Source organism: Nocardia wallacei, assembly GCF_014466955.1.
Taxonomy (GTDB): domain Bacteria; phylum Actinomycetota; class Actinomycetes; order Mycobacteriales; family Mycobacteriaceae; genus Nocardia; species Nocardia wallacei.
In genome coordinates, this window is record NZ_AP023396.1 from 734,214 (window position 1) to 755,353 (window position 21,140).

Consider the following 21,140-nt stretch of genomic DNA (forward strand, 5'->3'; position numbering starts at 1 on the left):
ACTCGTCAGTCGGTGGCGGGAATCCACGCCGGGTGCCACATGCGCCCCGCCTCGGTCCAGTTCATGTAGCGGACGGTGCCGGTGAGGTTCGGGGTGGCCCAGACCGCGTCCTTGCGTTCCTCGGGGGTGAGGTCGTTGTCGAACGGGCTGGTCTTGCGTTGCAGACGGCGCAATTGTGTTGCCAGCTCGGACATCTCCTGCTCGCTGAAGCCGGTGCCGACGCGGCCCACGTAAAACAGTCTGCCCTCGTGGTGGACGCCGACCAGCAGCGAGGCGAACTGCCGCGCCTCGCTGCGCCGCCAGCCGCCGATCACCACCTGCTGGGTGCGCCAGTTGCGGGACTTGACCCAGGACTGCCCGCGCTTGCCCGGCAGGTACACCGAATCCTTGCGCTTGGCGATCACGCCCTCCAGCCCGTGCTCCTGGCTGTAGCGCAGCGCCGCCGCGCCGGGGCCGTCCAGTTGCGGGGGCACCACCAGCGACGGGGCGCGACCGGCCAGCGCCTCCAGGACCCGCCGCCGGTCGGAGTAGCGCTTGCGCAGCAGCGAGGTGCCGTCCAGGTACAGCACGTCGAAGGCCACGAACACCGCGCGGGCGGCATCCGCTTGCAGCAGGCCGAGATTCGCGACGCCGTGATCGTCGAAGACCACCGCCTCGCCGTCCAGTACGGCGCGATGACCGTCGAGTTCGCGGCCCAGGGCGGCCAGGCGCGGATAGCGGCCGGTGACCGTATTGCCCGCGCGGCTGCGCAGGGTGACCTTGCCGTCCTCGATCTCGGCGATCAGCCGGAAGCCGTCCCATTTCGTCTCGAACGACCACTCGTCGGTGTCGAGGACGGAGACGTCGCCGGTGGTGGCCAGCATCGGGGTCAGGCCGTGCGGGAACTGCGTGGGCGGTTTCGGTTTGCCATTCGGAAGTGGTTGCTGCGCAGGAGCTTCCGACTTCATCAGGTGCATGAGCCACTGGTTGCCGTTGGTCTGGATGAAGGCGTAGCGACCGTCGAGGCGGGAGCCGTGCAGGTGCACGATCACCTCGTCCTCGCGCCACTTCTCGGTCTCGTAGGTGCCCGTGTCCCAGATCGTCATCTCGCCGCCGCCGTACTCGCCTTTCGGGATGGTGCCGTGGAAATCGAGGTACTCCAGCGGGTGATCCTCGGTGTGTACGGCCAGGCGGTTCTCCTTCGGCGTGGTGGGCGGGCCCTTCGGCACCGCCCACGACACCAGCACGCCGCCGCGCTCCAGCCGCACATCCCAGTGCAGGCGGCGGGCGTGATGCTCCTGAATCACGAACCGGTTGTCCGCGCCCGAGCCGGGCGGCCCGGCGGGTACGGGCTCGGGTGTGCGGGCCGGGTCGCGCATGGATCGGTAGGTGGAGAGCGGGTCGGTGGCCTGCTCCGCCAGCGGGGGATCCAGGCCGGACAGCACATCGCCGTTGTCCCGCCAGCGAGCCAGGACCTCGTCGAAGGTCAAGTGCCGCAGGCGTTTACGGTCCTCGATCTCCGCCCAGGTGCGCGGTGCGGCGACCGTCGGATGGGTGCGGCCGCGCAGCGAATACGGGGCGATGGTGGTCTTGGACGGATTGTTCTGGCTCCAGTCCAGGAAGATCTTGCCCGGCCGCGCGGCCTTGGCCATGGTGGCCGTGACCAGCTCGGGATGGAGTTTCTCCAGGCCCGTGGCGAGTTGCTTGGCCACCGTCGACGCGCCGCTCGGGGTGAGTTCCCGGTCCAGCGGGACGTAGATGTGGATGCCCTTGCTGCCGCTGGTGACCGGGTAGGCGTCCAGCCCGGCGTCGCGTACCGTCTCGCGGATCCACAGCGCGACGCGGGCGCATTCGTCGAGCCCGACGCCGGGGCCCGGATCGAGATCGAACACCAGGCGGGTGGCCGGACCGCGCTCGCCCCGCACGAAACGCCATTGCGGCACATGGATTTCCAGCGCGGCCTGCTGTCCGAGCCACGCCAGCCCGGCCACCGAGTCCAGCACCGGGTAGGTGACGTGGCGATCGGAATGCTCGACCGTCTGCCGCTGGAGCCAGCCGGGTGCGTGCGAGGCCAGATTCTTCTCGAAGAACGAGGGCTCGGCGACCCCGTTGGGCCAGCGTTTGCGGGTGACCGGCCGCCCGGCGATGTGCGGCAGCAACGCGGGGGCGATGGCGGTGTAGTAGTCGATGACCTCGCCCTTGGTGGTGCCGGTGGCGGGGTACAGCACCTTGTCGAGGTTGGACAGCTCAACCTCGATACTCCCGAACCGGCGGCGGGACACCATATTCGAATTCTAGTGGCCGCCACCGACAAGCAGCGGCCGTGCGCACCGTGAAGGGCCGTCGCCGTCTCGTATTCGAGACGGCGAGCGGCCCGTCACGGCGACGATCAGGGGGTGGGGCGGCCCGGGTCGGCCGGGGGTTCGGGCGCCGGGGGCGGCGGTGTCGCCGGACCCTGACCCGGTTTCGCCTGCCCCTGCTCGGGGATGGCGTTCTTCACTGCCTCGGTGCCCTTGCCGATCTTGTCGGTGTACTTGCCGCCGGTCTTCTCGTCGATGAAGCTCCCGGCCTTGTCCACCACACCGTGGATCTTCTCGGCATTCTCGGAGGCCGCGTCCCTGCCCTTGCCGACCAATCCCTTGAGTGTGTCCAACAGACTCATAGGTCCTGCTCCTTACTCATCGGTCTTCGGCTGGATCACTTGCGCACATCTTCCCACCACGAGACCTGCGGTGATACCGCATTCGCCGCGATCCGCTGGCCGGGCAGCGGCACCGCGATCGGGGTGCCGGCGGCCCGGGCGGCCGCGACCACCCGCTGGACCGGCTCCGACCAGCCGTGGAAGGCCAGGTTGAACGTCGCCCAGTGAATCGGGATCAGCAGTCCGCGGCCCGCGTCGCCGACACAGACGTCGGCGTGGGCGCGCACCGCCTCCTCCGGGTTCATGTGGACATCCGGCCAGTGCACGTCGTACGCGCCGATCGGCAGCAGGGTCATATCGAACGGGCCCAGAGTCGCGCCGATCTCCGCGAACGCCTTGGTGTACCCGGTGTCGCCGCCGAAGTAAACCCGGCGCGCCGGGCCCGCGATCACCCACGAGGCCCACAGCGTGGTGTTGCGGACCAGCCCGCGGCCGGAGAAGTGCCGGGCCTCGGTGCAGGTGAGCACCAGGTCGCCGTCGCGCGCGCGGCCCAGTTCGGACAGGGAAACCGAAGCGCCCCAATCCAATTCGATGATCCGCTGCTCGGGTACCCGCCACTTGCGCAGGTGCGCGCCGATGCCGATCGGCACGATGAACGGGGCGTCCTGACCGGCGGCCAGGGCGCGCACGGTGTCGCGGTCGAGGTGGTCGTAGTGGTCGTGCGAGATGACGATCGCGTCCAGCGGCGGCAGCTGGTCGAGTGGGACGGGCGTGGGGTGCAGACGGGCCGGGCCGATGGTGGGCGACGGCGAAACCCGTTCGCTCCACACCGGATCGGTGAGGACCCGGTACCCGTCGATCTCGATCAGCGCCGAGGCGTGCCCGTACCAGGTGACCGCGAGATCGGCCGCCTGCTCCGGGACCTCCGGGGTGGCGAGCGGGATGACGCCGGGGGGACGGCCGACGCCGGTGCGGGTCAGCGCGGAGAACAGCAGCGACAGCGACGAACCCGGCGCGAACTGATTGCTCGGCTCGGTGTTGTGGAACTGGCGGTTGCGGTAACTCGCCGAGCGCGACGCGGTCAGCGCGATGGCCGCCGCGGAGGCACCCATCGACTCCGGCAGGCCGCGCGCGGCCCGCAACGCCCAGGTCAATCCGACCGCGCCGGCGATACCGACGGCCGCGCGGCGTACGGCGGAACCCGATGCCGAATTCATCAGCGCCCCGCGAACTTCGCCGAGCGCTTCTGCTCGCGGGCCAGCTTGGCCTCCTTGGCGTCGTCGCTGCGCCAGGCGGCCTCCAGTGCGGCCCGCTGCTCCGGACTGTCCTCGCCGCGGGTGCCGTCGTCGTTGAACACCAGCTTGAGATGACGTAACGACAGCGGCGCCAGTTCGGCGATCGACTTCGCCCACGCCTGCGCGTCGGCGAGCGTGCCGATGCGGTTGGCGAAACCGAAAGCGTAAGCGTCACTTGCGGTTACGGGCTCGGCGCCCAGCAGGACCGTGCGCGCCGGGCCGCCGCCGATCAGCGCCACCAGGCGGCGGATCGTCCAGCGGTCCACGGAGATGCCGAGTTTCGCGGCCGGGATGGCGATGTAGGACTCGGGGCTCATCACCCGCAGGTCCGAGGCCAGCGACAGCTGGACGCCGGCGCCGAGCGCGCCGCCGTTGATCGCCGAGATCACCGGCACCGGAATCGTCTCGAGCGTGCGCAGCATCTCCATCAGGGCGTCGAGGAACTCCTGGGAGTACACGCCGGACAGGTCCGCCCCCGCGCTGAAGATCGGGCCCTGGCCGGTCAGCACGATGACGCGGGCGTCCGCCGCAGCGGTCGTGACGGCTTCCCGCAGCAGCCCGACCAACTCCAGGTTGAGGGCGTTGCGGCGCTCCGGGCGCTGCAGTTCGATGGTGACCACGTCACCATCGCGGCTGACTCCGAGCAATCTGACCTCCCCGTCCGTGCGGTTTCGAATACTTTCACTCTATGCGGCGAAAGGTTGCTCGAGCACTCTCGACGCACCCCGCGTACCGTGACGCCGGTGACCGCACCCGATTTCGAGATCCTGGTGATCGGCGCCGGGCAGGCGGGGTTGTCCGCCGGATATCACCTGCGGCGGCTGGGATTGCGACCCGAACGGGACTTTCTCATCGTCGATCACGCACCGGGACCGGGTGGGGCCTGGCAGTTCCGCTGGCCGTCGCTGACGCTGAGCACCGTGAACCGGGTGCACGACCTGCCCGGCATGTCGTTCGCCGAGACGTTGCCGGAGGGTTCGGCGACCACGCGGGCGGCGACCGCGGTGCCGCACTACTTCGCGGTGTACGAGCAGCGCTACGACCTGCGGGTGCACCGCCCGGTCTCGGTGCGCGTGGTCTGCGATCGCGCCACTCCGGCCACCTGCCCCGACCGACAGGTCGACGGCCTGCTGCACGCCGAGACGGAGGAACCCGCCGGAAGACCGGCCGGGGAACTGCGGGTGCGCGGGCTGATCAACGCGACGGGGACATGGGAGAAGCCGTTCATTCCCTACTACCCCGGCGCGGAGACGTTCGCGGGGCGGCAGTTACACGCGCACGACTACCGCACGGCCGAGGAGTTCGCGGGCAAGCATGTCGTGGTGGTCGGGGCGGGCGTGACGGCGGTGCAACTGCTGGACGAGATCTCGCGGGTGACGACCACGACGTGGGTGTCACGCACCGAACCACGCTGGCGGGAGGGGCCGTTCACGCCCGATGCGGGCCGCGCGGCCGTGGCGCTGGTCGAGGAGCGGGTGCGGCGCGGGCTCCCGCCGCGGTCGGTGGTGTCGGTGACCGGATTGCCGGTGGACGAGCGCGTCCGCGCGGCGCGGGCGCGCGGGGCGTTGGACTGGCATCCGATGTTCCGGAACATCGAGAGCGACGGGGTGCGCTGGGCCGACGGCACCCTCCAGCGCGCCCAGGTGATCCTGTGGGCCACGGGTTTCCGCAGCGCGCTCGACCACCTCGCGCCGCTGCGCTTGCGCGGCCCGGGCGGCGGCATCACCATGACGGGCCGGCTGGCCACCCAGGTGGCCGCGGATCCGCGGATCCACCTGCTCGGCTACGGTCCCTCGGCGAGCACGATCGGGGCCAATCGAGCGGGCCGGGCCGCCGCGGTGGAACTCGCCGGTCACCTCGGACTTCGGAACCGGTAGCGATCGTAGGTACCGGTCAGTCTTCCAAGCCGACCGCGAACGTAGCCGGGTCGGGACCGACGCGGGTGCCCGCGTCGAGGGCGGTGATCCGGGCCATCTGTTCGGTCGTCAGCTCGAAGGAGAACACGTCGAAGTTCTCCCGGATCCGGGCGGGCGTCACCGACTTCGGGATGACGACATTGCCCAGTTGCAGATGCCAGCGAATGATCACCTGCGCGGGGGTGCGGCCGATCTCCCGCGCGATCTCGGTGACCGTCGGGTTCTTCAGTTCGGCGCCCTGCCCGAGCGGGCTCCACGCCTCGGTCGCGATGCCGTGCTCGGCGTGGAACGCGCGCAGCTCCGCCTGGGCCAGGCTGGGGTGCAGTTCGATCTGGTTCACCGCCGGGGTCTCGCCGGTCTCCCCGATCACCCGCTCCAGATGGTCGCGGTTGAAGTTGGACACCCCGATGGAGCCGATCCGGCCCTGCGACTTCAGCGCCTGGAACGCCCGGAAGGTGTCGATGTAGCGGTCGGCCCCCGCGACCGGCCAGTGGATCAGATACAGGTCCAGGTAATCCAGACCCAGTCGCCGCATGCTCGTCTCGAAGGCATTCAGCGTCGAGTCGTAGCCCTGATCGGAATTCCACAGTTTTGTGGTGACGAAGACCTCGTCACGCGGCAGTCCGGAGTCCCGGATCGCCTGCCCCACCTCGGCCTCGTTGCCGTACGCGGCGGCCGTATCGATGCTGCGGTAACCGGTCTCGAGGGCCGCGGTCACCGTGCGGAAGGCCTCGGTTTCGGGTACCTGGAACACACCGAAACCGAGCTTCGGGATCACATTGCCGTCGTTGAGGATTATCGACGGGACTGCGCTGGTCTCGCTGCGAAAGGTCACCTTTCCGACCGTAGAAGCGGTTTACCGGCCCGTCAACGAACGCCCGGAGCGTGTTCTGTGCGGGAGTGTCAGGGCCGGGGCAAGCCGAGTCGCCGGTAGCGCAGGTGGCGGGCGGCGGCCAGTTCGTGTGACGGCCGTGCGCGCAGCCGCGACAGTTCCTCGGCGAGGGCGGCGACCATGCGGCGGGCGAAGTCGACGGGTTCGTCGGCGGCGTCGGAGTGCTCGGGGACGATGCGGTCGACGATGCCGTCCGCCAGCAGGTCGGCGGCCCGGATGCGTTGGGCGGCAGCCAGTTCCGCGGCGTGCTCGGTGTCGCGGTGCACGATGGCGCTGGCGCCCTCCGGGGGCAGCGGCGCCAGCCAGGAGTGCCGGGCGGCGAGCACGCGGTCGGCCGGGAGCAGCGCCAGCGCGCCACCGCCGCTGCCCTGCCCGAGCAGCACCGAGATCGTCGGCGTCGCCAGCGTGACGAGGTCGGCCAGGCAGCGCGCGATCTCGGGTGCCAGGCCGCGCTCCTCGGCCTCGCGGGACAGCGCCGCCCCGGCCGTATCGATCACCAGGACCAGCGGCAATCGCAGCTCCGCCGCCAGATGCATGCTGCGCCGGGCCTCCCGCAGCGCGGCCGGGCCCATGGTGTTCTCCCCGGTCTGCCCGGCCCGGTCGTGCCCGAAGACCACACACGGCTGGCCGCGCAGCCGTGCGAGCGCGTGCACCACGGTGCGATCCGATTCACCCTGTCCCGTCCCGCTGAGCGGTACCCGATCCGTCGTGTGGCGCAACAACTCCCGAATCCCGGGCCGATCCGGCCGCCGGGAGCGCGCCACCGACCGCCATGTCGCCTCGACCTCCGAAACGTGTTGGTGTGAAGCGGGTTCCGCCGATCCGACCGCCTTCGAGTCCACCGGCGTAGGGAGGGTGTCCCGCGTCGAGCGCTCCGAGAAAGATTCAGGAACAGCGGTTTCAGCGCGGTCGGTGGCGTCCGCTTCCGCTGGTGTCGCGGGGGTGGGCGACTGGGAGTGTTCGGATGTGGCTGCCGCCCCGCCGTACATAACTGCCACTGCCTTTGTTCCGTTGTCGCGCAACGCCTTCGGATCCGGAGGCGCGGGCGCCGGTCCGGGGACGGCGGTAGCGCTGGTCACGTTCAGTACGCGGTGCGCGATCCGGCGGAAGACGCGGACCGGGACCACGCCGTCGATCACTCCGTTGCGGTAGAGGTTCTCGGCGGTCTGGACGCCCGGCGGGAACGGCCGGCCGTAAAGGGCCTCGTAGACCCGGGGGCCGAGGAACCCGATCAGGGCGCCCGGCTCGGCGAAGGTCATGTGCCCCAGTGAACCCCACGAGGCGAACACCCCGCCCATCGTCGGGTGGCGCAGATACACCAGGTACGGGTGCCCGGCCGCCTTGTGCGCCGCCACCGCGCCCGCGATCTTCACCATCTGCACGAAGGCCACGGTGCCCTCCTGCATTCGGGTGCCGCCGGAGGTGGGCGAGGCCACCAGCGGCAGCCCGAGTTCGGTGGCCCGTTCGATCGCGGTCACGATCCGTTCGGCCGCCGCCACCCCGATCGACCCGGCGAGAAAGCCGAATTCGCAGGCGATCACGGCGACCGGCCGTCCCCGCAATCGCCCGGCACCGGTGAGCACCGATTCGTCGGCGCCGGACCGCTCGGCCGCCGCACGCCGCTCGGCGCGGTAGCGTGCATCGGCGTCGACCTCGATCGGCGGCCGGTCCCACCCGACGAACGAATCCGGGTCCAGCAGTTCGCCGAGTAGTTCGCGCGCCGAGATCGTCACCGGCCGAGCCTAACCACGTCCCGGTCGCGGCGCCCTTCGTGGGTCACCGTTCTCCTTCGTCTTGGCAACGGCCGTTGACCTGCGGGTTTCCGCCGGGTTACGGTAGGTGCCCCGATGATGTGGAGCGTTCGGTACGGACCCGTGACCGGGGTGCCCGCGTGTCGGTGGGAGGCGACGCGGGAGGTGCGATGGGTTCGGGGCACAAGGGGTCGGCGTACCGGGCAGGCTCCGCTCTGGCTGTCTTCGCGGTGACGGTGGTGCTGGCCGTGCTGCCGGTTCCCGTCGCGCGAGCGGATATTCCGTTCCCGGACGACGACCCGTTCTACGCGGCGCCGGGCGATCTCGCGCAGCAGCCCAACGGCGCGGTGCTGGGGTCGCGGCCGATCTCGCTGCTCGATCTGCCGATTCCGGTGTCCGCCTGGCAGATTCGCTATCGGACCACCGACTCGGCGGATCGCCCGCTGCTCGATGTGGCGACGGTGATCGTCTCGCCGATGCCGTATCCGGGCCCGCGGCCGCTGCTGTCCTACCAGGTGGCCGAGGACAGCTTGGGCACCCGGTGCGCGCCGTCGTTCGCCCTGCGCGGCGGCCGCGACCCGGGCGTGGTGAACACCATGCTGGATCTGCCGTTCCTGACCGAGACGCTGCGGCGGGGCTGGGCGGTGGTGGTCGGCGACTACGAGGGGCCGCGCTCGCGCTTCTTCGACGGTCCGACCGCCGGACGCGCCGTGCTGGACGGGATTCGGGCGGCGCGCTCGTTCCCGCCTGCCGCGGTCGGCGGCGGCCCGGTCGGCGCTTGGGGTTACTCGGGCGGCGCGTTCGCGACCCTGTGGGCGGCGGAGCTGCGCTCGCGGTACGCGCCGGACGTGCGGTTCGCGGGCATCAGCGCGGGCGGCGTTCCGACCGATATCCCGGCGATCGCGCAGCGGGTCGACGGGGGAGTGCAGGCGGGTCTGGCGCTGCTGATCCTGATGGCGCTGGCGCGCAACGATCCCGATTCCGGCCTGCTCGGGTTGCTGAACGACCGAGGCCGCGCTCTGCTGGCGGAGAACGCGACCGCGTGCGGGTCCGATCTGGTCCCCAAGTACGCCGGGGCGCGCGTGGACGATTTCGCCGCTGTCCCGAATGTGCTGGCACATCCCGTCTTCCGGGCCGTGGCGGCGGCGCACGAACTCGGTGCGACACCCCCCGATACCCCGATGTACCTGTATCACGGCATCACCGACGATCTGATTCCCGTGGCCGGATTCACCCGGCTCGTCGAGAACTATTGCGCCGGGGGCGCGAATCTCACCGCCGTGCACTCACCGTTCCCGACCCACAACGGCGCCGCTATCGGCGAGGCGTTGGGTGGCATGAACTATCTTTCCGACCGTTTCGCGGGAGTGCCGCAGCCGGCGGGCTGTGTCGTTCGCTGACACCGGAGTTCCGGTGCCGCGTGGGCCGCCCCGCGGGCACGGGCGCGCGGGGCGGCTGCGGCGCTGGGTCAGCGGCCGGTAGCGTCCATCCACTTGGTCGTGCCCGGCGGAGCGGACAGGGTGCTCAGGAGATCTATGCCCGCGATGATCAAGGTCGGGCCGCCCGCGACCACGGTGCCGATGATGCCCCCGATGGCCGCACCGGTGAGGATTGTAGCCGGTTCCAAGGGCAGCACCGCCAAGCCGAAGACCAAACCGGCCAATGCTCCCAGCGCCGTGCCGATGAATCCGCCGACCGCCGTGGCGATGCCGAACTGCGATCCGAACGACTGCATGGCGAGCTGGTTCTCCATCAGCGAGGCCACCGGCGTCGCCGGAGCGGGCCGGGCCGCGGCCGCGTTCTTGACGGCGGTGAGCTCCAGTACCCGCCCCTCCGAGCGCACCGCGTGCGGCAGCGGGTATTCCAAGCCGTCCTGGCGGATCGAGAGCGGCAGTGTGACCAGCGTATTGCCGTCGGCCGACTTGACGTCGACGGTCCGCTCGTCACTCGACACTTCGAAGAACCCGCCGTGCAGGGTGGTCTGGACCGTATTGCCGACCAGGGTCGTCTCATAGCGCACATCGGGCGTGGCCGGGGATGCGTGGACGGTGCCGGCCCCCACGGCAACACCCACGACCACCGGCAGCGCCGCAGCGGTGAATTTGCGCAGTTTCATTTTTCAGTTTTCCCATCTTCATCAGGAATCGTGGTTGTCGGAAGCCCCCCGGACCCGCGCTCAACGACCCCTGACACAAGTCACCCCTGGTGCGCGGGCCCGTCGACCCGGCTACACGACGTGTGTAACTGTACCGTCACCAGACAGCTCCGGGTACCGGAAATCGCTCCAGAGAGAATATCTTTCGATGGACCGGCGAGTTTGCTCTAGGTGAGAACGTCCACCAGGACCGCGCCCGCGCAGACCACGACCACCACGGCCAGCGCGATCGCGTCGCGCCGACCGGGCCCGGTGGGATGCGCGGTGAGCTGGCCGGTGCCGCCGCGGGCGGTGATCGCCTCACCCAATTCCCCGGCCCGGCGGGTGGCGACCGCCATCGCGGCGGTCAGGATGTCCAGCAGCGGATTCACCGCCGCGCGCTGCAGCGCCGAATCCTTGGGCCGCAATCTGCGTGCGGCCCGCAGCACCCGCATCTCGTCCAGCAGCAGCGGCAGCCCGCGCAGGGTGAGCGCCACGACGACGGCCCACTCGTCGACCGGGATGCGCAGTTTTCGCAGGGGCGCGCCCAGGGTCGCGAGCGCCGGGGCGATCTCGCCCATCGGCGTGGTCCAGGCGATCAGGAACGAGGTGGTCACCAGGACCAGGCCGAACACCACCACCTGCGCGTACCGCAGCACGGCCGCGCCGCCGACCGGAACATTGACCAGCGCACCGACCACCAACATGGCCCAGAACCACCACGGCAGTCGCGGCAGCGTCCCCAGCGGCAGCCGTGCCACCAGCCCGATGACCACCAGGAAGAGCACCGTCATGCCGATCACCGGCCACGACGGCAGCACCATCAGCAGCACGCTGATCAGGAACGCCGCGATCATCTTCGTCCCGGCCCACATCCGGTGCACGGGGCTGTCGACCGGAACCTGGCGCAGCAGCACGGTACTCATGAGGGATCTCCGGGTGCTCGGGGGCGCTGGATGCGCAGGCGCGCGAAGGTGGCGGTCGGCTCGGTGACCGACTCGGGACGGCGCTCGCCGGTCGCGGCGACGGTGTGCTGCGCGGTCTCCAGGATGAGCCCGGACCGCAAGTGCACCGTCCGGTCGCACACGGCCGCCATATCGGCGACATCGTGCGAGATGACGATCAGGGTCAACCCCGAATCACGCAGTCGGGCGAGCAGTTCCACCACCTCGGCGCGGCCCTCCGGATCCAGCCCGGCCAGCGGCTCGTCCAGCACCACGACCTGCGGCCGGGCCGCCACGATCGCGGCCAGCACGACCCGCTTGGCCTGCCCGCCGGACAGTGATTCGATGGACCGCGAGGCCAGCATCCGGTCCAGGCCCACCGCGTCGAGCGCCCGCCCGACCGCGCCGGAGCCGGTGCCGCTGCCGCCCCAGTCCTCGATCTCCGCGCCCACCGTCTGCCGCTGCAATTGCAGCCGGGAATGCTGGAAGGCCAGTTCCACGGCCCCGATTCGCTTGTGCACCGGCCGGATCCGGGTGTGCTCGCGCAGCGTGCAGGTACCGCCGGTCGGGACGATCAGCCCGGCCATGATCCACGCCAGCGTCGACTTGCCGGAACCGTTGCCGCCCACCACGAGCAGCGCCTCGCCGCGCCGCACCGTGAGGTCGACGCCGTGCAGCGCCGCGGCCGACCACGGCGTGCCGCGGTTGTAGGTGTGCCGCACCCCGCGCAGTTCCAGCAGCGGCTCGCCCACCGGGCGGCGGCGGGCGGCCCGCACCGGGCGCGGCCAGGCCGGCAGCCGCTCGACCTGATGTCCGCCCGCCAGATGCACCACGCGATCGGCGGCCGCCGCGTCGGCCTCGTGGTGGGTGACCAGCACGACCGCCATCGGATGCCGCTGCGGCAGCGCGGCGAGCAGCGCGACCAGTTCGCGGCGGCCGTCCGGATCGATCATCGAGGTGGCCTCGTCGGCGATGAGCAGCGCCGGTTTGCGGGCGAGGGCGGCGGCGACGGCCAGGCGCTGCTGCTGACCGCCGGACAGCGTCGCGGTCTCGGCCCGGCCGAGCCCGCCCAGTCCGACCTCCCGCAACAGCGCCTCGACATCGACCTGCGCGGCGAGTTCGGGTGGCAGCCCCCACACCACGTCGTCGGCGACCAGCACGCCCAGCGTCTGGCTCTCGGGCCGCTGCAGCACCAGCGCGGTGCCGCCGAGCACGCCCAGCCCGGCCGATCCGGGCCGTTCCACGGTGCCGCCGGTCGGCGGCCGCCCGGCCAGCACGCGGGTCAGCGTCGACTTGCCCGATCCGTTGTGCCCGACCACGGCGACGAATTCGCCGACCCGCACGGTGAGGTCGATCCCGGCCAGCGCCTCGGTCCGCGCGCCCGGGTAGCGGAACGACACATCACGCAGCGTCACCGGCAGCGGTTGCACCGGCCGGTCGTCGACGGGTGCGTCGAGCCGGTCCACGCCGGGCAGCCAGGCCAGCCGGTCCAGCACCGAACCCAGCGCGTACCAGGAGAAGAGCGCTGTCGCCACCATGCCGCCGAGCACACCGGCGCCGACGAAGACCCACCACCAGCGCAGGATCAGGTCAGCGAGATCGGCGACCGCATGTCCGGCGCCCGCCAGCCGGGCCTGCCCGGCCAGGTTCTCGAACCCGCGCGACGCGTTGCGGATGTTGTCGAACAACAAGTTTCGTGCCGTGGAGAAGATCAGCAGCCAGCCCAGGATCACCGCGGACCAGATCAGTCCGGCGACGACCGAGAGCCCGAGCACCGCCGCCAGACCACCGCGCCGCCGCTTGACGCTGCCGACGATGCCGCCCAGGGTCGCCGCGCTGACCACGGTGATCGCCGGGACCAGCCCGCCCGCGACGAACGTCACCAGCGTCGCCGCGACCGTCGTGGTGACGATGGCGCGCAACCGGTAGCGATGCGCGAGCAGGCCCAGCGGCACGGCGGCGACGAGATTCAGCGCCGCCGCGAACGGGATCACCGAACCCAGGGTCACCAGCCCGACGGTGACGCCGCCGAGCACCGCTCCGGTGGCCAGCTCGATGGGGCGCAGCGGACCGTGCACGGGCGTCGGCCCGGTCCCGGGCTGGGGTGGAGCGGTCACGGGTCAAGTCTGCCAGTTCGTTTCTGTGACATCTCTGGCATGAGCGCCGACGAGGTCAAGATGGGGTTACGAGGTCGTAGTCGGCGGGGTTCAGCCGCCGGGTGCGCAACCGGTAGGAGGTGACGGTGCCGGGCCAGTTGTTGGTGATGCGCCCGGCGGCGTTGCGGTACCAGCTGCTGCAGTGGGTCCACGGCGTGCGTCGCAGGCGGCGTTGGGTGTGCTCGTCGAATGCGCGCGCGACGGCGGGCCGGACCTCGAGGCCGCGGCCGGGATGGGCGGCGAGGTAGCTCAGGGCGTGACGGATATAGCGGGCCTGGCACTCGATCATGTAGACGATCGAGCCGATGCCGAGGTTGGTGTTGGGCCCGTACATCAGGAACAGGTTGGGGAACCCGGGTACCGCCATGCCCAGGTAGGCGCGGGCGCCGCCGGTCCACACCCGGTCCAGCTCCACCCCGCCGCGTCCGGTGACGCGCATGGGCCAAAGGAATTCGCTGCCCTTGAAGCCGGTGCCGTAGACGATCACGTCGGCGGGATGCACCTCGCCGTCGGTGGTGCGGATCCCGCCGGGCACGATCTCGGCGATGCCCGTGGTCACCACGTCCACATTCGGCCGGGTGAGGGCCGGGTAGTACTCGTTGGAGAACAGCACGCGCTTGCACAGCACCGGATAGTCCGGGGTCAGTTTGGCGCGCAGGGCCGGGTCGGGCACGTCGTGGCGCAGCGCCCGATGGCCGAGCCAGGTGGCGATCCGGCGGATGGGCGGAATCGAGGCCAGGCCCAGCGAGAGGAATTCCAGAAAGCACCACACCCACAGCCGCTGGGCCAGGCGCAGACCCGGCACGTGCCGGAACAGGGTGTGGTGCACGGGCCGGTATTCGCGGTCGGTGCGGCGCACCACCCAGGCCGCGGTGCGCTGGAACAGCGTCAACCGCGCCACTTCCGGCTGGATCGCCGGCACGAATTGGATTGCGCTGGCCCCGGTTCCGATGACGGCGACGCGTTTGCCGGTCAGCTCCACCGAGTGGTCCCACTGCGCCGAGTGGAAGGCGGGACCGGCGAAGGTCTCGCGTCCGGGGATATCGGGCAGCCGCGGCCGCGACAACTGGCCGACCGCGGAGACGACCACGTCGGCGGTGTAGTCCGCGCCGTCGGCGGTGCGCACGGTCCACCGGCCGGTGGCCTCGTCGAACGCCGCCTCGGTGACCTCGGCGCCGAACCGGATCCGCTCCAGCAGGCGGTGCTTGTCGGCGATCGCGCGCAGATAATCGTGGATGTCGCCGCGCCCGGAGTAGCGGTGCGGCCAGTCCGGCCGCGGCTCGAACGAGAACGAATACAGCGGCGAGGGTACGTCGCAGGCGGCGCCGGGATAGGTGTTCTCCCGCCACACCCCGCCCAGATCGGCGGCGCGTTCCAGGATGGTGAACGCGCCGAATCCGTTGCGCTGCAGTTCCAGTGCCATGCCCAGGCCACCGAATCCGGCGCCGATGATGATGACCGACGGCGTTGTCGCGGGCATTGTGGTGCTCCTCACAACTTGCTTCTCATCCTTACTGTAGGGAGGGACCGCGAACTGGATCGACATATTCGGCCATAATCGCTATATGGCAACGGTGCAGCACCCCGGCATTCGCAACTGGGACTTCCCGCGTGGGGTGGCGAGCGTGGCGCTGATGGTCGGCTACGCCCGCGAGCACGGCCTGCCCGCCGCCCGCATGCTGCGCGGCACGGGACTGTCCGAGCGTGTCCTCGCCGACCCCGACGTGCAGATCGACGCGCACACCGAATTGGCGGTGGTCCGCAATCTGGTGCGGGCGCTGGCCGACGACCGCCCGGCGCTGGGTGTCGAAGTGGGCCGCCGCTACCGCATCACCACGTTCGGCATCTTCGGCTTCGCCTGCGTGTCGAGTCCCACACTGGGCGAGGCGATCTCGTTCGCGCTGCGGTTCCTGGAGCTGAGCTTCACCTTCTGCATTCCCGTAACCCGCTGGGAGCCTGGGGAATTCGTCGCCGATATCCACGACGAGCTGGTGCCCGCGGATGTCCGGCGGTTTCTGGTCGAGCGCGATGTGCTCGCCATGCACCAGGTGATGACGGATCTGCTGGGGCGCCCGCTGGAGCTGATTCGCGCCGAATTCGACTATCCCGAGCCGGATTACGCGGATCAGCTGACCGAGATCATCGGCACGCGGCCGCGATTCGGGCGGCCGCGGAATCTGTTCTCGCTCCCGCCCGAAATCCTGGAACAGCCACTGCCCCAGGCCAACGAGCACACCTGGGCGATGTGCCTGGCCCAGTGCCGCGACCTGGTACACCGGCGACGCGCCCGCACCGGCATCGCCGCCGAGGTCCGGGAGCGGCTCATGCCGCGCGGCGGCGCCGACGGTTTCGCCGCACCGCCCGGAATCGACGCCGTCGCACGCGATCTCAACATGAGCACCCGCACCCTGCGCCGCCACCTCGACACCGCGGGCACCAGCTACCGCGCCCTGCTCGACGAGGTCCGCCGGGCGCTGGCGGAGGAAATGCTCACGGCCACACCGCTGTCGGTGAGCGATGTGGCGATCCGCCTCGGCTACGCCGAAGCCTCGACCTTCATCTACGCCTTCAAACGCTGGACGGGCACCACACCCTCGGCCTACCGCCGCGAGCGCGTGGTCGCCAACGGACTGACCGCGGGATCGCCATCGCGCCGATTCTGAAGGCCGGGGGAGTGTTTCAGCGGGGCTGTACGGCGATCCGGCCGCCCATGGGGACGATGCGGACGACCGAGGTCAGGCGGTGGCCGTCGATGGCGTGCAGGACGAGGGACGGGTCCGGGGCGTAATCGATGGGCACCTGCCCCGGGCCGCCCACCTCCCACTGCCCGCCGATCAGGGACGCCACGCTGGGCGCGACCACCAGCTGCCGGCCGCCGAACAGCGTGGTCGCCATCGAATGCATATGCCCGGTGACGACGCCGACGATCCGCTCGTCCGCGGCGACGATCCGCTCCAGCCGGTCCGGATTCGCGAGCCGGATCGGGTCGACCACGGTGCTGTACATGGGCATCGGCGGATGGTGCAGGGCCAGCAGCACCGCGGTGTCGGCCGGGGTGTCGCGCAGCAGTTCCGTCAGCCAGGTGTAGGTGTCGGCGGACAGCTCGCCGCCGCTCTCGCCGGGGATGGTCGAATCCAGCAGGGCCACGGTCAGCCCGTCCAGGCGCAGGGCCTGGTTGATGGGCTCGTCGGAGGGCGGTTGGCGCAGCAGCACTTCGCGCAGGTTGGCGCGGTCGTCGTGATTGCCCGGCAGTATCCACACCGGGACGTCGGCCCGCAGCGCGGCGCGGGCCTGCTCGTACTGTTCGACCTTGCCGGAGTCGGTGATGTCGCCGGTGACCAGGATCGCGTCGGGCCGGTGCGGCAGGTCGGCGAGGTAGGCCAGCACCCGCTCGACCCGTTCGGTGTTGTGTGCGTGCGAGTCGAAGTGGGTGTCGCTGAGCTGTGCCAACACAATCATCGGCGTCCGCTTTCTCGTGGGAATCGCGCCGTTGCGCCCGAGCGTGCCTGGTCGGCACACCCCATCCAGGGTAATTGGCTAGAGCCCGCCGAGTACCTCGGCCGCCGGTGTGAGCGTGGTCTCGCCGACGGTCCAGAAATCCGGTCCGGGTGGGGCTTCCAGATCGAGCACGCCCGGCGTCCGCCAGGCCGCCTCCAGGCGCAGCCGCCAGGAATGCAGGTGGGTGCGCGGATATCGCCCGGACCTGTCGAACAGCGGATCGCCCGCGATCGGATGCCCGATCCAGGCCAGGTGCACCCGGATCTGATGGCGGCGCCCGGTGATCGGACGGACCGCGAGCAGCGTGTACTCGTCGGCGCGCAGCACGGTGGTGAACTCGGTGCGGGACGGATAGTTCTTGCCCGCCAACAGGTCTCGTTCGTCCACCTGCCAGCTGTCCGCGGTGTGCACGATGCGGTCGCGGGGCGCGGCGATCCGCACCCGATTCTTGCGGCCCACGCTCAACGGCAGCTCGATGCTGCCGTGGTCGGGCAGACCGGTCGACGCCGTGATCGCCAGGTAGGTCTTGTCGGCCGTGCGCTTGGTGAACTGCCGGGTGAGTTGTCCGTGCGCGCCGAGGTCCTTGGCCAGCAGCACCAGCCCCGAGGTCACCTTGTCGATGCGATGCACCGGGTAGAGGGTCTCGCCGTGGTCCGCGGCCAGTTCGACGATATCGGTGTCGTGCCGTTCGCCGGTCACCGAAATCCCGGCCGGTTTGTTCAGTGCGAGGATCGCGGCGTCCTCCTCGAGCAGGCACCGTTGTCGCAACTGTGGCCATCGCGTATCCACGGCACTCACCCTAAAGTGCCGCCCGGAAATGGTTTACCGTAACGTCACTTACCGTTGTTGAATGAACCGCTACATGACGGTACATTATTGCGCGACATGATTTGACTCACAGTTAGGCCCATGGTCATGGCTTCAGTCCGGCGACCTGTGGAACTGTCGGCGCTGGCGGATGCGTTGCACGCGGAAGATGCCGGGTATCGAAGATCTCTGCACGCGCGGCAGCTGCAGATGATCGCGATCGGCGGCGTCATCGGGACCGGACTGTTCCTCGGCGCGGGCGGGCGGCTGGCGGGCGCCGGGCCGGGGCTGTTCCTGGTGTACGCCGTGTGCGGTGTCTTCGTGTTCTTCATCCTGCGGGCGCTCGGTGAGCTGGTGTTGCACCGGCCCTCGGCCGGGTCCTTCGTGTCGTATGCGCGCGAATTCTACGGTGAGAAGCTGGCTTTCGCGGTGGGATGGACGTATTTCTTCCACTGGTGCATGACCGGGATCGTCGACATCACCGCCATCGCCACGTATTTCCGGTACTGGGGTTTCTTCGAGGCCGTGCCGCACTGGCTGCTGGCATTACTGGCACTGGTCGCCGTGGTGTGTACCAACCTGATCTCGGTGCGCTGGTTCGGCGAACTGGAATTCTGGGTAGCCCTCATCAAAGTCGTTGCGCTGGTGGGCTTCCTGGTGGTCGGCACGATATTCCTGGCCGGGCGGTTCACGATCCACGGCGAACATACCGGGGTGGGCGTGGTGGCCGAGCACGGCGGCCTGTTCCCCACGGGCGCCCTGCCGCTGATCACCGTGACCACGGGCGTCGTATTCGCCTATGCCGCAGTCGAACTGGTCGGAATCGCGGCAGGTGAGACGCGCAATCCCGAAGAGGTCATGCCGCGCGCCATCAATTCGGTAATCGCCCGCATCGCCGTGTTCTATGTCGGCTCCCTGATCCTGCTCGGACTGTTGTTGCCCTACACCGCTTTCCACGCCGGTGAGAGCCCGTTCGTGACGTTCTTCGCGGGCATCGGCCTGCCCGCCGCCGGCACGGTCATGAACCTGGTCGTGCTGACCGCGGCGTTCTCCAGCCTGAACGCGGGCCTCTATTCGACCGGCCGGATCCTGCGCTCCATGTCGATGAACGGCAGCGCTCCCGGCTTCGCGGCGCGGATGTCGCGCAACGGCGTGCCCTACGTCGGCATCCTGGCCACCGGTGCGATCGCGCTGATCGGGGTCGGGCTCGACGCGGTGGTGCCGAATCAGGCGTTCGAGATCGTGCTCAACGTGTCGGCGCTCGGCACCATCGTGTCGTGGACGGTGGTGCTGCTCTGCCAGCTGCGGCTGTGGTACCGATGGCGGCAGGGCGTGGCGTATCGTCCGAAATTCCGGCTGCCCGGCACGCCGTACACCACCATCGCGGCGCTGATCTTCCTCGCGGCTGTCGTGGCGCTGATGGCCTTCGGCGGAACCCCGGTGCAGCGCACGGCGGTGCTGGCCCTGGTCGCGGTGCTCGGTCCCGCCCTGATCTGCGGGTGGTTCCTGGCCCGCCGGAAGGTGCTGCGCATCGCGGAGATCCGGCACGGCCACGCCGGGCAGTTCCCGGTGCTGGCCGAGCGGCCGTGGCCGGGCCGCCCGGAGGAGCCGGAGGTCATCGTCGAGCAGCCCCGCGGCAAATTCCCGGAGGGCGGCGTCTAGCCCGTGGCGTGCGCCAGGTCCGCCAGCGCGGTCTCCAGGTGCTCGATCATGCGGGGCAACTGCGGGACCGAGCGACGGCAGGCGACCAGACCGAAGTCGAGCGTGTCCGCGGTGGAGGTGACCGTGATGTTCACCGCCTGACCGTCGAACGGGATCGACAGCGGATAGTTGCTGTCCAGCCGCGCGCCCTGCAGGTACACCGGTTTACGGGGGCCGGGGATATTGGAGATCACCAGGTTGAACGGAACCCGGGGCAGCGCTTCGAAACCCGGCAGCAGCGTCATACCCAGCGGCGACATCAGCAGGGCCGACAGCGCTATCGCCTCCAGTCGCGGCAACTGCTGGAACACCCGCTTCGATCGTCGCATCGATGCGCTGATCGCCGAAAGCCGCGCCGCCGGGTTGGCGAGGTCGGTCGCCAGGTTACACAGCACCGCCGCCACCAGATTGCCGTCCGAGTCGGCGTCGGCGCTGCCGCGCAGGTCCACCGGGACCATCGCGGTCAACGGCTTGTCCGGCAACGCGTTTCGTTCCATCAGGTAGGAGCGCAGGGCGCCGGCCGACATGGCCAGCACCACATCGTTGACGGTGGCGCCGGTGGCGCGGCGCACCGCGTGGACGCGGTCCAGCGGCCACGAGCCGACCGTCACGCTGCGCGCGCCGCCGATCGGGACGTTGAACATCGACGGCGGGGCCGCCAAGGGCAGCTCGAGCTGCCCCTCGGCCAGCGCGCGGGACGCCCCGGCGGCGGCGCCGACCCCGGTCGCCATGCGCGGCAGCGTCTTTCGCAGCTGCTCCCACATTCCGGGCGCCGCGTCGTCGAGGACTTCGGAACGGCCCTGCGTCCACGGGACGCGCAGGCGGGTGTCGTACGGGTCGTCGGTCAGCGTGCGCTGCAGCAGCCGCAGCGCCGACACCCCGTCCATGAGCGCGTGATGCACCTTGACGTAGACCGCGAACCGGCCGCCGGACAGCCCCTCGATGATCCGGCCCTCCCACAGCGGCCGGTGCCGATCGAGCAGGCCGGAGTGCAACCGGCCGACCAGGTCGAGCAGCTCGGTGCGGCCGCCGGGCGCGGGCAGGGCGCTGCGCCGCAGGTGATAGCCGAGGTCGACGTCGTCGGCGTGCGACCACACCAGGCTGGAGAAGCCGCCGAGGATGCGGCGCTGGCGACGGCGGAACCGGGGGCGCACATCGGTGGCCGCCCTCGCCTCCTCGTACAGCTCGCGCACGAAGTCGTCGGTGGCGTCGGGCGGCGGCTCGAACACTTGCAGACCGCCGACGTGCATCGGGTGCTCGCGGGATTCTATTGCCAGGAAGATCGCGTCGATCGGGTTGAGAAGGTCCATCGGTTCCGCCTATACCGGGTGGGCTCGAGGCCCTGTCGGGTACGGGACGGCATCGTTGCCACCACGAGGTCGAATACGTAATACCCTAACACCGCACGTATTCCGCATTGTCGCAA

At 70.2% G+C, this 21,140-nt stretch carries 17 protein-coding genes; 4 read left to right on the top strand and 13 right to left on the bottom strand.

Annotation, left to right across the window (positions count from 1 at the left end; translation table 11 throughout):
* Window positions 1–5: 5 nt before the first annotated feature.
* The 4 genes from NWFMUON74_RS03430 to NWFMUON74_RS03445 form a co-directional block, all read right to left on the bottom strand.
* Window positions 6–2,264, bottom strand: coding sequence for an ATP-dependent DNA ligase (locus NWFMUON74_RS03430; protein WP_187686541.1), 2,259 nt, complete (start codon window positions 2,262–2,264; stop codon window positions 6–8).
* A 104-nt stretch (window positions 2,265–2,368) separates the two neighbouring features.
* A complete protein-coding gene (locus NWFMUON74_RS03435) occupies window positions 2,369–2,641 on the bottom strand; it encodes an antitoxin (RefSeq protein ID WP_187686542.1) in 273 nt (90 codons plus the stop codon).
* A 35-nt stretch (window positions 2,642–2,676) separates the two neighbouring features.
* Window positions 2,677–3,837: an MBL fold metallo-hydrolase gene (locus tag NWFMUON74_RS03440; protein ID WP_187686543.1), complete on the bottom strand. Its 1,161-nt coding sequence runs from the start codon at window positions 3,835–3,837 to the stop codon at window positions 2,677–2,679.
* Window positions 3,837–4,562: an enoyl-CoA hydratase gene (locus NWFMUON74_RS03445; protein ID WP_187686544.1), complete on the bottom strand. Its 726-nt coding sequence runs from the start codon at window positions 4,560–4,562 to the stop codon at window positions 3,837–3,839. The genes NWFMUON74_RS03440 and NWFMUON74_RS03445 overlap by 1 nt, the downstream gene beginning before the upstream one ends.
* A gap of 87 nt (window positions 4,563–4,649) precedes the next feature.
* Here NWFMUON74_RS03445 and NWFMUON74_RS03450 point away from each other — a divergent pair, with 87 nt between their 5' ends.
* A complete protein-coding gene (locus tag NWFMUON74_RS03450; protein WP_187686545.1) occupies window positions 4,650–5,792 on the top strand; it encodes an FAD-dependent oxidoreductase in 1,143 nt (380 codons plus the stop codon).
* Window positions 5,793–5,808: 16 nt separating this feature from the next.
* Here the strand turns inward: NWFMUON74_RS03450 and NWFMUON74_RS03455 are convergent, their stop codons facing one another.
* On the bottom strand, window positions 5,809–6,666 hold the full coding sequence (locus NWFMUON74_RS03455) for an aldo/keto reductase (protein WP_187686546.1): 858 nt from the start codon (window positions 6,664–6,666) through the stop codon (window positions 5,809–5,811).
* A gap of 68 nt (window positions 6,667–6,734) precedes the next feature.
* Window positions 6,735–8,456 carry an acetyl-coenzyme A carboxylase carboxyl transferase subunits beta/alpha gene (locus NWFMUON74_RS03460; protein WP_187686547.1) on the bottom strand — a complete coding sequence of 574 codons (1,722 nt, stop codon included), beginning with the start codon at window positions 8,454–8,456 and terminating at the stop codon, window positions 6,735–6,737.
* A 188-nt stretch (window positions 8,457–8,644) separates the two neighbouring features.
* Between NWFMUON74_RS03460 and NWFMUON74_RS03465 the strand changes: the two genes are divergently transcribed.
* Window positions 8,645–9,874 (top strand): lipase family protein, encoded by a 1,230-nt coding sequence (locus NWFMUON74_RS03465; protein WP_187686548.1) that lies wholly within the window; start codon window positions 8,645–8,647, stop codon window positions 9,872–9,874.
* Between the two features lie 68 nt (window positions 9,875–9,942).
* Here NWFMUON74_RS03465 and NWFMUON74_RS03470 read toward each other — a convergent pair whose 3' ends face one another.
* The 4 genes from NWFMUON74_RS03470 to NWFMUON74_RS03485 form a co-directional block, all read right to left on the bottom strand.
* Complete coding sequence (locus NWFMUON74_RS03470) at window positions 9,943–10,590, bottom strand: DUF8020 domain-containing protein (protein WP_187686549.1); 648 nt, start codon at window positions 10,588–10,590, stop codon at window positions 9,943–9,945.
* 206 nt (window positions 10,591–10,796) lie between these two features.
* On the bottom strand, window positions 10,797–11,534 hold the full coding sequence (locus tag NWFMUON74_RS03475) for a CbiQ family ECF transporter T component (RefSeq protein ID WP_187686550.1): 738 nt from the start codon (window positions 11,532–11,534) through the stop codon (window positions 10,797–10,799).
* Window positions 11,531–13,669 (bottom strand): ABC transporter ATP-binding protein, encoded by a 2,139-nt coding sequence (locus NWFMUON74_RS03480; RefSeq protein ID WP_187686551.1) that lies wholly within the window; start codon window positions 13,667–13,669, stop codon window positions 11,531–11,533. The genes NWFMUON74_RS03475 and NWFMUON74_RS03480 overlap by 4 nt, the downstream gene beginning before the upstream one ends.
* A 55-nt stretch (window positions 13,670–13,724) precedes the next feature.
* Window positions 13,725–15,188: a flavin-containing monooxygenase gene (locus tag NWFMUON74_RS03485; RefSeq protein WP_187686552.1), complete on the bottom strand. Its 1,464-nt coding sequence runs from the start codon at window positions 15,186–15,188 to the stop codon at window positions 13,725–13,727.
* 85 nt (window positions 15,189–15,273) lie between these two features.
* Here NWFMUON74_RS03485 and NWFMUON74_RS03490 point away from each other — a divergent pair, with 85 nt between their 5' ends.
* Entirely contained in the window at window positions 15,274–16,371 is a 1,098-nt protein-coding gene (locus tag NWFMUON74_RS03490; RefSeq protein ID WP_187686553.1) for an AraC family transcriptional regulator, read from the top strand.
* A gap of 16 nt (window positions 16,372–16,387) precedes the next feature.
* On the opposite strand, the gene NWFMUON74_RS03495 is transcribed toward NWFMUON74_RS03490, so the two are convergent.
* Window positions 16,388–17,167: a metallophosphoesterase gene (locus NWFMUON74_RS03495; RefSeq protein ID WP_187686554.1), complete on the bottom strand. Its 780-nt coding sequence runs from the start codon at window positions 17,165–17,167 to the stop codon at window positions 16,388–16,390.
* A 78-nt stretch (window positions 17,168–17,245) separates the two neighbouring features.
* Window positions 17,246–17,995: an RluA family pseudouridine synthase gene (locus NWFMUON74_RS03500; protein ID WP_187686555.1), complete on the bottom strand. Its 750-nt coding sequence runs from the start codon at window positions 17,993–17,995 to the stop codon at window positions 17,246–17,248.
* A gap of 126 nt (window positions 17,996–18,121) precedes the next feature.
* On the opposite strand from NWFMUON74_RS03500, the gene NWFMUON74_RS03505 reads away from it, so the two are divergent.
* Window positions 18,122–19,675, top strand: a complete 1,554-nt coding sequence (locus tag NWFMUON74_RS03505; protein ID WP_187688901.1) for an amino acid permease — start codon at window positions 18,122–18,124, stop codon at window positions 19,673–19,675.
* Here the strand turns inward: NWFMUON74_RS03505 and NWFMUON74_RS03510 are convergent.
* On the bottom strand, window positions 19,672–21,024 hold the full coding sequence (locus NWFMUON74_RS03510; protein ID WP_187686556.1) for a WS/DGAT/MGAT family O-acyltransferase: 1,353 nt from the start codon (window positions 21,022–21,024) through the stop codon (window positions 19,672–19,674). The genes NWFMUON74_RS03505 and NWFMUON74_RS03510 overlap by 4 nt on opposite strands.
* Window positions 21,025–21,140: the final 116 nt, after the last annotated feature.

Excerpts from the sequence above, each read along its gene's own strand:
- NWFMUON74_RS03440 (WP_187686543.1), bottom strand. The coding sequence starts at position 3,837 with ATGAATTCGGCATCGGGTTCCGCCGTACGCCGCGCGGCCGTCGGTATC.
- NWFMUON74_RS03475 (WP_187686550.1), bottom strand. The coding sequence starts at position 11,534 with ATGAGTACCGTGCTGCTGCGCCAGGTTCCGGTCGACAGCCCCGTGCAC.
- NWFMUON74_RS03505 (WP_187688901.1), top strand. The coding sequence starts at position 18,122 with ATGGCTTCAGTCCGGCGACCTGTGGAACTGTCGGCGCTGGCGGATGCG.
- NWFMUON74_RS03490 (WP_187686553.1), top strand. The coding sequence starts at position 15,274 with ATGGCAACGGTGCAGCACCCCGGCATTCGCAACTGGGACTTCCCGCGT.
- NWFMUON74_RS03495 (WP_187686554.1), bottom strand. The coding sequence starts at position 17,167 with ATGATTGTGTTGGCACAGCTCAGCGACACCCACTTCGACTCGCACGCA.
- NWFMUON74_RS03485 (WP_187686552.1), bottom strand. The coding sequence starts at position 15,188 with ATGCCCGCGACAACGCCGTCGGTCATCATCATCGGCGCCGGATTCGGT.
- NWFMUON74_RS03470 (WP_187686549.1), bottom strand. The coding sequence starts at position 10,590 with ATGAAACTGCGCAAATTCACCGCTGCGGCGCTGCCGGTGGTCGTGGGT.
- NWFMUON74_RS03510 (WP_187686556.1), bottom strand. The coding sequence starts at position 21,024 with ATGGACCTTCTCAACCCGATCGACGCGATCTTCCTGGCAATAGAATCC.
- NWFMUON74_RS03435 (WP_187686542.1), bottom strand. The coding sequence starts at position 2,641 with ATGAGTCTGTTGGACACACTCAAGGGATTGGTCGGCAAGGGCAGGGAC.
- NWFMUON74_RS03430 (WP_187686541.1), bottom strand. The coding sequence starts at position 2,264 with ATGGTGTCCCGCCGCCGGTTCGGGAGTATCGAGGTTGAGCTGTCCAAC.
- NWFMUON74_RS03465 (WP_187686548.1), top strand. The coding sequence starts at position 8,645 with ATGGGTTCGGGGCACAAGGGGTCGGCGTACCGGGCAGGCTCCGCTCTG.